The 13,771-nt window shown below is 36.6% G+C and carries 12 protein-coding genes and 1 other RNA gene; 6 read left to right on the plus strand and 7 right to left on the minus strand.

Features of this window, described 5'->3' with window-relative positions; all coding sequences use genetic code 11:
• The first annotated feature begins 37 nt into the window (after positions 1 to 37).
• Positions 38 to 442 carry a hypothetical protein gene (locus H7254_RS10110; RefSeq protein ID WP_301932854.1) on the plus strand — a complete coding sequence of 135 codons (405 nt, stop codon included), beginning with the start codon at positions 38 to 40 and terminating at the stop codon, positions 440 to 442.
• Between the two features lie 93 nt (positions 443 to 535).
• Here the strand turns inward: H7254_RS10110 and fsa are convergent, their stop codons facing one another.
• Positions 536 to 1,189, minus strand: a complete 654-nt coding sequence (gene fsa / locus H7254_RS10115) for a fructose-6-phosphate aldolase (protein ID WP_301932855.1) — start codon at positions 1,187 to 1,189, stop codon at positions 536 to 538.
• Positions 1,190 to 1,341: 152 nt separating this feature from the next.
• An RNA gene (gene ffs / locus H7254_RS10120) (signal recognition particle sRNA small type) lies at positions 1,342 to 1,440 on the minus strand.
• A gap of 507 nt (positions 1,441 to 1,947) precedes the next feature.
• On the opposite strand from ffs, the gene H7254_RS10125 reads away from it, so the two are divergent.
• From H7254_RS10125 to H7254_RS10140, 4 genes are all read left to right on the plus strand, one after another.
• Complete coding sequence (locus H7254_RS10125; RefSeq protein WP_301923806.1) at positions 1,948 to 2,544, plus strand: DUF1080 domain-containing protein; 597 nt, start codon at positions 1,948 to 1,950, stop codon at positions 2,542 to 2,544.
• 874 nt (positions 2,545 to 3,418) lie between these two features.
• Positions 3,419 to 3,829: a hypothetical protein gene (locus H7254_RS10130; protein WP_301932856.1), complete on the plus strand. Its 411-nt coding sequence runs from the start codon at positions 3,419 to 3,421 to the stop codon at positions 3,827 to 3,829.
• Between the two features lie 319 nt (positions 3,830 to 4,148).
• The gene (locus H7254_RS10135) at positions 4,149 to 4,610 is read left to right on the plus strand and encodes a hypothetical protein (protein ID WP_301932857.1); all 462 of its coding nucleotides are present in this window, start codon (positions 4,149 to 4,151) and stop codon (positions 4,608 to 4,610) included.
• A 268-nt stretch (positions 4,611 to 4,878) separates the two neighbouring features.
• Entirely contained in the window at positions 4,879 to 5,895 is a 1,017-nt protein-coding gene (locus H7254_RS10140) for a zinc-binding dehydrogenase (protein ID WP_301932858.1), read from the plus strand.
• A 349-nt stretch (positions 5,896 to 6,244) separates the two neighbouring features.
• Here the strand turns inward: H7254_RS10140 and H7254_RS10145 are convergent, their stop codons facing one another.
• Positions 6,245 to 6,673: a hypothetical protein gene (locus H7254_RS10145; protein WP_301932859.1), complete on the minus strand. Its 429-nt coding sequence runs from the start codon at positions 6,671 to 6,673 to the stop codon at positions 6,245 to 6,247.
• Between the two features lie 493 nt (positions 6,674 to 7,166).
• Here H7254_RS10145 and H7254_RS10150 point away from each other — a divergent pair, with 493 nt between their 5' ends.
• A complete protein-coding gene (locus H7254_RS10150) occupies positions 7,167 to 7,493 on the plus strand; it encodes an RNA-binding protein (RefSeq protein ID WP_301923811.1) in 327 nt (108 codons plus the stop codon).
• Between the two features lie 138 nt (positions 7,494 to 7,631).
• Here the strand turns inward: H7254_RS10150 and H7254_RS10155 are convergent, their stop codons facing one another.
• The 4 genes from H7254_RS10155 to H7254_RS10170 form a co-directional block, all read right to left on the minus strand.
• Positions 7,632 to 7,901 (minus strand): DUF1456 family protein, encoded by a 270-nt coding sequence (locus tag H7254_RS10155; protein WP_301932860.1) that lies wholly within the window; start codon positions 7,899 to 7,901, stop codon positions 7,632 to 7,634.
• 46 nt (positions 7,902 to 7,947) lie between these two features.
• Positions 7,948 to 11,142 carry an efflux RND transporter permease subunit gene (locus H7254_RS10160; RefSeq protein ID WP_301932861.1) on the minus strand — a complete coding sequence of 1,065 codons (3,195 nt, stop codon included), beginning with the start codon at positions 11,140 to 11,142 and terminating at the stop codon, positions 7,948 to 7,950.
• A 102-nt stretch (positions 11,143 to 11,244) separates the two neighbouring features.
• A complete protein-coding gene (locus H7254_RS10165; RefSeq protein WP_301932862.1) occupies positions 11,245 to 12,384 on the minus strand; it encodes an efflux RND transporter periplasmic adaptor subunit in 1,140 nt (379 codons plus the stop codon).
• Positions 12,385 to 12,420: 36 nt separating this feature from the next.
• Complete coding sequence (locus H7254_RS10170; RefSeq protein ID WP_301932863.1) at positions 12,421 to 13,767, minus strand: TolC family protein; 1,347 nt, start codon at positions 13,765 to 13,767, stop codon at positions 12,421 to 12,423.
• Positions 13,768 to 13,771 lie beyond the last annotated feature (4 nt).

The raw sequence follows: 13,771 nt of genomic DNA on the forward strand, positions 1-13,771 counted from the left end.
ATAAAACGGCACAATTATTTACACCTTTATAAAAAAATTGAAGCAACTTTTACTTTTGACTTTTATTATCGGAAGCAACTTTGCCAAAGCGCAGAAAGTTGACAGCATATTTGTAAACCTTTACACCGATAGTCTAAAAAAAGGAACTTACAATTATATCAATATTGACGGACATTTAACAAATGGAAGATGGCTTCCCCTGGATAGCAGCGACCTTATTTTTACTGCATCTGCAGGCCAGTTTAAAGGAAATAATTTATGGATTGACAAAGATTTTAAACAAGAAAAAGTATCTATTAAAGTTGTATTGAAAAGCAATCCGTGGCAATACAAAGAATTTGATATTTACATCAAACAAAAGCCCGATAACGAACAGTTAAAAACTACAGAACAAATTTTAAATGAGATGAAACAGTCCCGTAAAAAAAATAGCAGGGCATAATTTTTCAGCAATAGTATAAATAAAAAATCCCGGTTAATTGAAAGTACAATTAACCGGGATTTATTTTTTCTGCCTTTGATAAAGCAAAAAATATTACGCAAACTTCTTGGCGTCTTCTAAAAATTTAGCAAGTCCGATATCTGTTAAGGGATGTTTTAATAATCCAAGAATTGAGTCAAGCGGACAGGTACAAACATCTGCCCCAGCTTCAGCACACTTTATGATATGATTTGGGTAACGGATAGATGCCGCAAGGATTTCTGTTTTGTATCCCTGTATGGTAAATATCTGGCGCAACTGGTGAATCAGTTCCATGCCATCCCAACCGCTGTCATCTATCCTGCCGATAAATGGTGAAACATAAGCGGCACCTGCTTTTGCAGCCAATAACGCCTGGCCTGCAGAAAATATCAGGGTACAGTTTGTGCGGATGCCGTTATCGGTAAACCACTTAATTGCCTTTACGCCTTCTTTTATCATGGGTACCTTAACAACAATATTTGGATGTATAGCAGCTAGTTTTTTTCCTTCCGCAACAATGCCATCAAAATCTGTCGAAACTACCTCTGCACTGATATCTCCATCCACCATTTCGCAGATAGTTTTATAATGATTGGTAACAGCTTCAATTCCCTTAATGCCTTCCTTAGCCATTAATGTTGGGTTGGTTGTTACGCCATCTAAAATTCCAAGATCATTGGCTTCTTTAATTTGTGCCAGGTTGGCTGTGTCTATAAAAAATTTCATATTTCTATCCCCAAAAGGAGGATTAGCTTTTTAATTGTGATAAATTTTTATGTAACGCAAAAGTAAAATAATTGATACACTAAACTTTAAAATATTTGCGTTATTGAAAGATGGGTAAAATTTGTGGCAGCCCTGAAAAATAAAGGGCATAAAAATGGCAAGTTACTTACATCGCACCGCTCAACCATTTACCCTTGCTACCTTCCGGTCCTGGGGGAGTTCAACAGGAGCTGGCCGTATAAGACTTGCCGTTGCAAATATAGGGCAGAATTGGTTAGAGATAAAATAAGGAGAAAATTAATTTTGTTTTTCATTCAAACAACAGCTCCGATTGGATAATTTTTCTTTTCTTAAACAGTAATCATTTTGCGTTTAATAAAAGTCAATTAATAACAAAGCATCAAATCTCCTTTCTTAAATCGAGGATCATATATCCGGGTTATTTGCTTTGCGGAATAAAAGGGACAGCCGATTTTAATTTTATCAGCATCGCCCTCTTCCACGCTGTATTTTAAGGTAACTTCTGCTTTCTCACTTGTGCCGTTACCGGACAAAAAGTACTTTAAAGTTTTATAATATAACACTTCAAAATTTCCTGTAATTGCACTATTGAGGCAACCCTCTTAAAACAACTCATTGAAGTAAAGCGCACAGAAGCCATATTAATAAAAAAACATCCTTATTTTTAAAATTCTAATATTTTTTATTCGCTTCTGCCCATTGCAAAACAACTTTTTACTCACATAAAAAATTTAAGAATGAAAAGATTATTGGTTTTTTATTACCTGCTATTTTTATCGGTACCAGGTTTTGCTCAAAGTTTTAAATCCATTTTTAATGGCAAAGATTTAACCGGGTGGAAAAATAACGGTACTGAAAAATGGTATGTTGATAAAAAAGAACTGGTTTGTGAAAGCGGCCCCGATAAACAGTATGGCTATCTTTCCACCACAAAAAACTATAAAAATTTCGAGCTTACTTTGCAATTTAAACAGGAAGCCAATGGCAACAGCGGCGTGTTTATCCGCTCCTCTATTGAAGGCACTAAAATAAGTGGCTGGCAGATAGAAGTAGCACCGGAAAATTTACATACCGGTGGTATCTACGAATCTTACGGCCGGGGCTGGCTGAAACAACCAAAACCTAAGGATGAAAAATGGTTAAAAATGGGCAAATGGAATAAGATGAAGATTCTGGTAAATGGCGACGAAATTACCAGTTGGCTTAATGGGCATCAGATGGTGTTTATTAAAGATGAAAAGATTGGTAAAGGAGAAGGCTTCATAGCTTTGCAAATACATGATGGCGGCGGAATAAAAGTAAGATGGAAAAACATCCGCATCAAGGAATTGTAGTACCAAAATACATTTTCTTTAAATAGATTTTTTATTCACTGATCAGAAAAATAATTATGTTTTTAACTAATCAATAAAATATAATTTTTATGCATAAAAAATATCTCCCCATCATCCAGAAGAAATTTTATTAAAAAAATGGCTACTGCTTCAGCTTCTGTTGGGGGAGAGAATGCTGCATTTGCCACCGCAACTAAAAATACTTATTTTTAAAAATCTCAGCGTACTCCTTTCGGTACCAACGATACAATAAATATTGCGCTTATTGGTGTAGGAGGCATGCACAAACAGGATATGGTTACCGCCTTAAAAACTCCTGACATAAAACTTGTAGTATTTTGCAATCTATACAAATGCGGTTTAAAAGATGCTGGCAAAATAACGGCGGATACTGTGGCATGCATTTAACCCAAGCAGAGATAAACTAAACCAAGTGAGCAAATGGAATACCAGCAAGATTATTGTCAATAAAGGATATTTGTAGCATTGGTTGAACGAAGAAAAAATTGTCGCATTTCAGATACGGGATTTAGCATGAATAAAGAATAATAGATAGGAAAATGGAAAATTACTCCGACGATGGCCTGGTAAAAAGCGACTGATCACTTTACTGGATCATGGTAGTAAAGCTTAATTTAAAATAGTATAATTAAGGTGTTATAGTTTTAGCAAAGGAAAAATATTATGGCTACAGATTTTATTTGCAGACTTTTACTTAATTATTTTTTTTTAATATTTTAAAAAAACAGTCGGTATTCAAACTATAAAAAAATTATCTTTGTAAAAATAATTGGTTAGATTATTGCCTTCCAATTGTGGTTTACAAATGAGTGAAAGATCAGAGTGAATTATTGCAATTTAAAAATTAATCACATTGACATACATATATATATATTTAGCACTGGCTTTTATAACAGGTTTTGTTATTGCCTGGATATTACGCACCCTCTCTATAGCCAAAACTAATAAAGCACTTAAAAGCACACAAGGCTACCTTGAAAGTGCCTTGCTTAAAAAAGAAACCTTACAAAAAGAAAATATACAGGTACACCAGTTAAAACAGGTAGTTGAAATGGATTGCCACAAAAGACTGGAGCAAGCCAACCATCTAAACAATGTACTCGACAGTGATATTTTATTACTTCAAAAAAGCAATGAAGAAACCGAAGCATTATTGCAAGAGGGCCAGCCAGCATTGCATGCATTAAAACTGCAATTACTGGATGCGCAAAATACGATTGCCCGTTACAAAGCGCAGCAGCACCAGACAGTAAAAAAAGTCTGATACTCCCCACCTTCTATCACCATGGAAAATACTATTTAAATTATATTTCAGGCGAAAAATATTCTCAATATTATACTGATATTGTAGATACAATCAGCTTAAAAAAGCCTGCATAACAGAATACATGCTCGCAAGCAACACTACACATTTCCAGCAATAAGTTTTTTTCATTTTTATTTATTTAATTGGTAAAATTAAATAACTATTTGCTTGTTTGCTGTTAATAATTGTGTAAGGAGGTGTAAATATTATACTGATAGTTTTACTGGCTGCACGGGGCATACTATTTGCATATTTGCAATTTATAAAAATAAACTTTATGAAAAAAAAATGGATACTCAGCATAGTTGCCGGGGTACTGCTAAGTATAAACCTGAATGCACAGGCTGTTTCAAAGGATTCTATTAATATATTGAAACAACAAAAAGAAGCGCTTAAAATCGGTAAAAAATTAAATGAGCGAAAATTAGACCTGGCAAAATTAGAAAACAGTGTGGAAAAGAAAACCCTTGAGGTGCAAAATACTGCACAGCAGGCACAGATATCTGCTGATAATAATGATAGGGCAGCAAGTATTTTGAGTAACAATGCACTTGATGAAAAATTAGCGGCAAAAGCAAAAAATAAGGCAGGTGACGCAAAAAAGAACGCAAAGAAAGCCGCAAAAGCGGCCAAGAAATTATCTGCTACGGAGAAAAATATAGAAGATTTAAAAATGAAAATTTCCGAAGATGAGGCTAAATTAGCCAAATTACCTTCCGTACCCATGCCAGGCAATTAAATTATTTTGTGAAAAAAATATTGAATTAACGAGAATATAAAGTTTTAGTATCATTTCTATTTTCGATAATACTGCAAGGCATACTTTTTTTGGAGAAGACGGTGTCGTTATAAATTGACTTCCCTGCTGATTTAATATAGGTGGTAATAATACGACAAGGAAATTTACAAAACATGTAAGCTATAATTCAATTGCAGGACAAATAAAACATCTCATCAAAAAAATATTTTTATAAAATTTACTGCTTATCTTAAATTAATAATTATTTATGAAAGCAGTTGTATTGATTAAAAATGGTGCTGCCCTCAACGCATTTGAAATAAGGGAAGTATCAAAACCGGTGGTTGGCAAAGGCCAGGTACTTATAAAAGTAGCGGCCTTTGGATTAAACTTTGCAGATGTAATGGCCCGCAGGGGGATGTATAAAGAAGCTCCGCCTTTACCCGCCATTCTGGGTTATGATGTGGCAGGTACCATTGAAGAAATTGGGGAAGGTGTTGTGCATATTAAAAGAGGTGATCGTATAACAGCAATGACCCGTTTTGGTGGCTATGCACAATATGCTGTAACCAATGCCAGTGCTGTAGCGGTAATTCCGGATGAATTGGATGCTGCCACTGCTACAGCCTTAACTACACAGTATTGTACCGCGTTGTATGCAGCAGCAGAAATGGTGAATTTACACAGCGGCAACAGGGTTTTAATACAATCTGGTGCAGGTGGTGTAGGTACGGCCTTGATACAATATGCAACACATATGCAATGCGAGATATTTTCGACTGCAGGCAGCGAAAACAAATTAAGTTATTTAAAAGAATTGGGCGTACAGTATGCCATTAATTATAATAAAGATGATTTTGAAAAGGTAATAAAAGATGGTACTCAACAAAAAGGCGTGGATGTAATTTTTGATGCCGTTGGAGGAAAAAGTGTAAAAAAAGGAATGCGCTTGCTGGCACCGGGAGGAAGGCTGGTTTGCTATGGAGCATCTTCCCTAACGAATAAAAATATTTTTGGTAAAATAGTTTCTGCATTGCAATTTGGATTTTATCATCCTGCCATGTTAATGATGCCTTCTAAATCTATTATTGGTATTAACATGCTGCAGATTGCAGATCACCAGCCGCAGGTAATTCAACGTTGTCTGCAGCAGGTGATGGAACTTTACAGCGCCGGTGTGTTTAGGCCTTCCATCGCCAAAATATTTCCTGCAACAGCTACTGGTGAAGCCCATGATTATCTTGAAAACAGAAAAAGTACCGGTAAGATTGTAGTGGAATGGTAGCAATTAAAGGAGGGTTCATCAGGAGTAATAAATCAATTGGAAAACATGCATAGCAAATAATTTTTATTAAATGGGTTTGGCAGTTTGCTATTTTTAGTTGTAGCAGTTAAGCCTCTGAAGCAGACATTAAAAGAAAAATTGTATTAGAATACTCTTGTCCGGAAACCGCTGAGGTTAACAGAATGATCATCAACAGCGTGAAAGAAAGTACTGTATTCGGAGCGGTTGCCTGGAAAGTTGTCTGCAACGATTACGGCAGTTTTCATCCTTCTGACTTTATAGAAAAATTTGAGTACTAAAAAATTATTCTAATAAATGGCGATGAAGGGTGGAAATAATTTTCATTTTTTTATTTAATCAGTAATTTATAAAACCGTTCAATTTCAGCGGTTTCAGCTACTGAAAGCATTTCGTTGTTATCAAATTTAGTTTTAAGAAACAACACCATTTTATGCCCGGGATATTTCGCCAGAATTTCGTTGATATATTCGCCCGATTTTTCATTCTTTGTAAAAACCGGTGCAGCAACAGGTAATGGAGATTTATAACGGGTTGGTTTTTTAAGTATAACCGCTTCCAGTGTAGCTAATTTACCCGCAGGCATACCCGAAACTTTAGAGGCTTTGACATGCAGATCCTGTAATTGCTTTTTACTAAGGCCACCTCTTTCCTGATATTGAAATAACAAACTTTTTATAAAATCAGATGCAGGGTAGGCTAACATTGTTAACTGCAAAATATCATTGATAATATCTACACCCGGATTTTTTCTTATCATAACAGTTATTTGATCAATGAAAGTAACAAAAAAATAGTTTTTTCAACAGTTTTAAAAGAAAGAAAAAATAAAAGGGCTACCTGTATTAAAAAAAATGGAGTATCATTTAAACCAGGTTTAAATGATACTCCACAAATTACTTGAACTCTCCTTTTCTTTATATTTTTTTAGGAGAATGCTTTGCGAGCTTTACCGCGAAGTAAACAAGGGAAGCTACAGAAAGAATGAGCGTGAAGTTCAACAGCATTGAAGTGTTGATGACATAATTGGTCATGGGGTAACGGTTTAGGGTTTCAGATGTACAATTAACTGCTAAAAGAAAAGAATATTGCGCAACAGTTCAGAATTTTTATTATTTTTTGATTGTATCATCAACTAATTCACATTTAAATATAAAAATATACTACTTTTACTACTTACGGTTTGTTGATGAAATTGATACTACAAAAGATAATCCGTATAAGTTTTTTACAATTACAAAAAAAATAACCTGATGAAAATTTTTGTTGCCGGACTGCCATACGATCTGGATGATGACGAACTAGTAGAAATCTTTGAAAAATTTGGTACTATTATTTCGGCCAAAGTTGCCATGGATAAAGAAACCGGTAAAAGTAAAGGGTTTGGTTTTATAGAAATGCAAAACGATGCCGAAGCATTGGATGCAATTGAAAGTCTCAATGATATTTCGTTGGGCAAAAAACCACTGGTAGTTAAAAAAGCAGAAGAAGGTAATTCGAGACCTCCCGGGAGCGGGCCAAATTCAAGGCCTGGTGGTGGCAATAGCAGCGGTGGGTTTAACAGGGATCGCAGGTACTAATATTATCTACCTTTAATTCTCTTTTAAAAATATTTGCCTTACAATTTCAGAATATCTGTATTGTGAGGCATTTTTTATAGAGTCAATTAAAAATAGAGATACCTTTTTATGTAAGATTACAATTTACTCATCTCCTTTTTATTTTGGAATTTCATCCTCATCCTCTTTAATTCCTGTTTTTGGTATGGGTAATTTTCCGCGCTTGTATATGATTAGCCCGTTTAAAAAATTGCGTAATACCTGGTCACCAGCCTCAATATATCCAGGATGATCTTCGTTTCTAAAAAGGTCGCCCAATGCTCCTTTTGTAATTTCGAAATCTACCAGCGAAAGTATTTCAATAATGTCATCATTGCGCAGTGAAAGTGCTACCCTTAATTTTTTTAGTATATCGTTATTGGTCATCATACAAATTCATTTTTAAATCATTAAAAACAGCATTTAGAAAAGTACATTACCCAACATTGTTTTCAAATATTGTTTTGTCAACACTGTCCTCATCTTCTTTTTCTTTACTTAATTTATTTAGCTTTTTTCCATAAGATAATTTGGTGATCAGCACAAATAAAACCGGCACTACAAAGATAGCCAGCGTAGTGGCAGCCAGCATTCCACCAAATACTGTCCAGCCAATTGTTTTGCGAGATTCTGCTGCGGCACCGCTTGCAAAAGCTAGTGGCAATACCCCTAAAATAAAAGCAAACGACGTCATAACGATTGGGCGTAAACGCAATCGCACCGCCTGTAATGTTGCGTGAACAATGTCAACGCCGCGATCTACCCTTTCTTTAGCAAACTCAACTATCAGAATTGCATTTTTTGCGGCAAGTCCAATCAATGTTATCAATCCAATCTGGGCATATACATTATTGGAAATTTTTGGCAATAACATTAATGTAAGGATAGATCCAAAAGCGCCGATTGGTACAGCGAACAATACAGAAAATGGTACTGACCAGCTTTCATATAATGCAGCAAGAAACAGAAATACAAAGATTATTGAAATACTAAAGATGGTTATTGTACTGCTGCCTGCTTTTATTTCCTCCCGGCTAAGGCCACTAAATTCAAATCCATAACCCGCTGGCAATTTTTTAGCTTCTTCTTTTAAAGCATCAATTGCCTGGCCACTGCTAAAACCGGGTTTGGGCGATCCGTTGATTTCTATTGACCGGTAAATATTATAATGCGTAATCAACGAAGGACTTTCTGTTACCCTGGAAATAACAAGGGAACTGAGTGGAATCATTCCACCCTGGCTATTGCGTACATAGTACTTTCCCAATTCACTTATGGACGACCTGTACGTACTGTCTGCCTGTGCTACCACTCTAAAATTTCGTCCGTATAAATTAAAATCATTTACATAGCTGCTTCCCAGCAATGTTGACATGGTGCTATAAACATCTGCAACATTTACTCCCAAAAGCTTTGCTTTTGTCCTATCAACATCTACCTGGTAGCTGGGGGTATGGGTAGTGAAAAAAGTATAGGCCCGGCCTATTTCCGGACGTTTATTTACATCTGCTAAGAACTTTCTTGCTACCTTTTCAAATTGCTGAATATTATCAGTACTGGTAGTTTGCTGTAATTCAAAAGTAAACCCCGAAGTAGCGCCCAATCCTGGAATTGCGGGCGGAGCTATCGCCAATATCCTGGCCTCTTTAAGATCGCTTGTACGTTGCTGTATTGCATCAATAATGCTTTGCAGTTGTAGCTCTTTTGTTTTTCGGTCATCCCACGGTTTAAGATTTACAAAGATGGTTCCTACATTGGATTTAAAAGAAAAACTGATAACATTTAAACCAGCCAGGCCCCCTGCTGTTTTTACACCCGGTATGGCGGAAACTCTTTGCATTATCGTTAACAACATTTCTTTACTTCTGTTAGTAGAAGTAGCTTCGGGCATTTCGTAGGTAACATACAACCGGCCTTCATCTTCACTAGGTATAAAGCCGGTGGGTTTACTTTTAAATAAAAAAAACAGTCCCACAAATAAACATACCAGCATTATTAAAACAAATGGTGTAGCCTTTATCCATTTACCTACGCCTGATGTATAAGAACTGGTTATTTTACCGAAACCTTTATTAAACCATGCAAAGAATTTTTCTACCCAATTTTTTTTAGCCGCTTCATCCTTGGATCGCTTTAGCATAATGGAACACAAGGCAGGTGTAAGTGATAAGGCAACAAAGGCTGAAATAATTACAGATATTGCAATGGTAATAGCAAACTGCTGGTAAAGACGGCCCACAATACCAGGTATAAAGCCTACAGGAACAAACACCGCAGCGAGTATTAGTGCAATGGCTATAACCGGTCCGGATATATCTTTCATTGCCTTCCGCGTGGCCTCTTTGGCAGAGATTTTTTCATGATCCATATAATGCTGCACTGCTTCTACCACCACAATAGCATCATCTACCACTATACCAATTGCCAGTACAAATGCAAACAGCGTTAAGGTGTTAATGGTAAAACCAAATGGTATAAAGAAAATAAATGTACCAATCAATGAAACCGGTATTGCCAATAGAGGAATTAAAGTTGCCCGCCAGTTTTGCAGAAAAAGAAATACAACCAATGTTACCAAACCGAGAGCTTCTACCAACGTATGCAACACTTCACTGATGGATACTTTAACAACAGAAACAGTTTCAACCGGCATGCTGTAATCAATGTCTTTTGGAAATGTTTTTTTCAACTCTGTCAATGCCTTATTAATTCCTTCATAGGTTTCCAATACATTGGCGCCCGGTGCCTGGTATATCAATATAAATGCGGCTGGTTTTCCATCAACATAGGCGTTACTGCCGTAATCAAATTTTCCCAGTTCTACTCTGGCAACATCTTTTAAATAAACCACCGTACCAGTTGCGGGTACAGTGCGTACTATAATATTGTCAAACTGATCTTTGGTATTGATGCGGCTGTTGGTTAAAACGCTGTATTCAAAACTTTGCACCGATGGCTGTGGGTTTCCGCCAATTGTGCCGGCAGCTACCTGCAAATTTTGTTCAGTTAAAGCAGCCAGAATATCAGAAGTAGTCATGCCAAGGTTGGCTAATTTTTCGGGGCTTAACCAAATACGCATACCAAAATCATCCGCTCTGGAAACGATATCTCCTACTCCTTTTACCCGCTGCAATGCATCTTTTAAATAGATGTTGGCATAGTTGCCTATAAATGTAGCATCATGTGTTCCATTGGGTGAATAAAGGGCCAATACTACCATGAAACTTGGAACACGTTTACGAACGGTAAGGCCCAAACGCTTTACAGCATCGGGTAAGGTTGGCTGGGCAATGCTAACACGGTTTTGTACATCCAGTGCCGCAATATTTACATCAGTACCCAATTCAAAATTTACATTAATACTACTTTGCCCGCTACTGCTGCTGTTGCTTGAAATATAGGTCATACCTGGCGTACCGTTTACCTGTGTTTCAATAGCAGTGGTAGTAGTTTGTTCTACTGTTTCTGCATCAGCTCCTATAAAGTTCCCCGATATGGAAACTGTTGGGGGGGTAATATCGGGGTATTGGGCAACCGGTAAATTTGTCATGGCGATAATGCCCACCAGCACAATTACAACGGATATCACAATGGCTGTTACCGGCCTTCTTATAAAAGTTTCTGCTATCATTATATTATTATTTAACCCGTACTACGGTATTAATTTTATGCCGTTAATTATAGATTTTATTTCAGCTCCATGCTAACCGGTTGCATATCGAAATATTAAACATTATTTTTTTGCTTCAGTTGTAGCCGGTTTTGCCGGTGTAGTATTAATGGCAGAACCTTCCCGTAAATTCTGAACGCCTTCCACCACAACCTGTTCTCCATCTTTTAATCCATCTTCTATAATCACATTCGTACCTATCTGTTTGCCTACGGATATTTTGCGTTGCGATACTTTGTTACTATCGTTCGGAACATACACAAAAAATTCTCCCAGTTGCTCAGTTACTGCCTTATATGGAATTATTAAGGCCTGGGCAGATGAATTGTTTTTTATCCGTATCGTTCCATTCATACCGGCTATCAGCAAATTTTTATTATTGGGAAAAATTAACCTTGCTTTTATGGTTCCTGTCTGTGCATTAACCGCCCTGTCGAGCAAAGAAATTTTACCTGGATAAGGATAAACGTCCTTCCCAAATGCCAATGAAAAAGTAGTATCTGCTGTTTTTCGCTTTTCATTTAACAGCTTTGCAAAACGGTATATTTCTTTTTGATCCACATTAATATCAACTGCCAGTTCTTTATCAGATGATACCGAGTTGAGCAGCGTTTGACCAGCAGTTACAGCGGCACCAATTTTAACAGCGGAGATACCGATAACCCCATCAAAAGGTGCATATACTTTTGTATACTTAACATTGGTTTGTACAGCCTGAATATTGGCACGGGAAGCATCTGTCTGTTTGCGAGCTACTTCTAATGCTGCATCGGCATTGTCAACCAGTTGCTTTGCCACCGCATCCATTTTATCCAGTTCATGAAACCTGTTGGCATCTTTTTGTGCTTTATTTAAATTGGCCTCCTGCACTTTTAATCCGGCTACTGCCTGTTGATAATTGGCAGCGTACAATTGCCCATCAATAGAATACAGCAACTGTCCTTTTTTAACCCTGTCACCATCTTTAAAATAAACACCTGAAATAAAACCACTTACCTGTGGCCGGAGATCTACCTGTTTAAGCGGACTAACAGTAGCAGGATATTCATCGTAATAAACAGCATCTGTCTTTAGTACGGGTTGCACTGTAACCTTTACTGGTGGCGGAACTGCAGTTGCAGTCTGCTCCTTTGTATCGTTACAGGCGGTTATAAAAAACAAGGCAGCAAAAGAGGTATATTTTAAAAGAAATTTTATGTACATACAAATAGTATTTAAATTTTATATCGGGTAGTTAAATTAATAAACAATTTGTCCAAGCGCTTTTTGCACATCTATTTTACTAGCCAGTAATTGATATACAGAAGTGTAATAATTAATTTCGGCTGTTCTTAAATCCGTTTCAGCAGTAATTACTTCCAGGTATGCTTTAATACCAGACCGGTATTGCAAACGGAGTATCTCGTATACATCTTTTGCCAGCACCAGGTTATCTTTTAAAGCCTTAAAATTTTCAAGATTACTTTTATAGTTTGCCAATGCCTGTGTATATGCATTATTCACAACGTTTTTAAAACTTACTATGTCCAGGTTGTTTCTTTCTAATTCCAGCTCTGCAGCCTGTATTCCTGCTTTTCTTTTGCCTCCCTGAAAAATGGAAAATCCCAAAGTAAGTGCAGCATAAGAATTTGGAAAATTGTTATCATACAATTTGGAAAAATTATTGTTCTGGTATGAAAGATTGTAGGCACCGTTGAGAGATGCCGTTGGCAGGTAACTCCACTTATTATATTTCAAGTTGTACTGCAGCAATCTTCTTTGGGTTTCCAGTAATTTGTATTCAACTCTTGCAGCATAATTGGCTTTTTGCAAAGTATCCAGCAGGATCTCTTTTTCCATCTGCAGGCTATCGTACACAATATTTAAATTGGCTGATACCGGGTAGCCCATCAGTGTTTTAAGGGTTTCCATTTTTGCTTTTAATAACTCTTCATTGCTTCTTTTAGCAGCCATCGAATTATTTAATGCAATGGTAGCTCTTTTATAATCAATCTTATCGGCAATACCCGCGGTGTATTGATTGTAGGCATCTTTTAAACTCTGCTCAATGCGTTGAATATTTGTTGTTGAAACCTTAATTTGTTGTTGGGTAGAAAGTACATCGTAAAAGGCTTTGGAAACCTCTGCAGCCAGTTCAATTTTGTTGTTACTGGTAAGCTGCCTTGCCTGCAACCTGGCATCTGTTTTTGTACGGTTTGCCAGTAAAACATCTTTGTTAAAAAGAACCTGTGAAATTGAAAACAATCCGGCCGAAGTGTTATTAACACCCAGTTTTACCCGATTACCACCAATGACAGTAGTTTGTATAATAAAATTATGCTGCAGGTTGTAATTAAAATTGATCTGGGGATACCAATCAGCCAGTTTACTTTTAATAGTGGTTTCCAGTAATTGCTGATCTATCAACGACTGCTGTATTTGTGGCTGATGTACAATGGCGTAATCAACGGCACTCTTTAATGTTACTTCCTGCAACAAACTATCTTTTAACACAGATTGTGAAAACAGGAAAAAGGGAGATAATAAGAAACCGACGCTGATGGAAAATTTTGCAGAAATACAATTATAAACTTTTAATCTATTCATTTTC

The organism is Ferruginibacter sp. (assembly GCF_014377975.1).
GTDB lineage: Bacteria > Bacteroidota > Bacteroidia > Chitinophagales > Chitinophagaceae > Ferruginibacter.

Coding starts and splice junctions, on each gene's coding strand:
- H7254_RS10125 (WP_301923806.1), top strand. CDS start 1,948: ATGAAAAGATTATTGGTTTTTTATTACCTGCTATTTTTATCGGTACCA.
- H7254_RS10160 (WP_301932861.1), bottom strand. CDS start 11,142: ATGATAGCAGAAACTTTTATAAGAAGGCCGGTAACAGCCATTGTGATA.
- H7254_RS10135 (WP_301932857.1), top strand. CDS start 4,149: ATGAAAAAAAAATGGATACTCAGCATAGTTGCCGGGGTACTGCTAAGT.
- fsa (WP_301932855.1), bottom strand. CDS start 1,189: ATGAAATTTTTTATAGACACAGCCAACCTGGCACAAATTAAAGAAGCC.
- H7254_RS10165 (WP_301932862.1), bottom strand. CDS start 12,384: ATGTACATAAAATTTCTTTTAAAATATACCTCTTTTGCTGCCTTGTTT.
- H7254_RS10155 (WP_301932860.1), bottom strand. CDS start 7,901: ATGATGACCAATAACGATATACTAAAAAAATTAAGGGTAGCACTTTCA.
- H7254_RS10140 (WP_301932858.1), top strand. CDS start 4,879: ATGAAAGCAGTTGTATTGATTAAAAATGGTGCTGCCCTCAACGCATTT.
- H7254_RS10170 (WP_301932863.1), bottom strand. CDS start 13,767: ATGAATAGATTAAAAGTTTATAATTGTATTTCTGCAAAATTTTCCATC.
- H7254_RS10145 (WP_301932859.1), bottom strand. CDS start 6,673: ATGATAAGAAAAAATCCGGGTGTAGATATTATCAATGATATTTTGCAG.
- H7254_RS10150 (WP_301923811.1), top strand. CDS start 7,167: ATGAAAATTTTTGTTGCCGGACTGCCATACGATCTGGATGATGACGAA.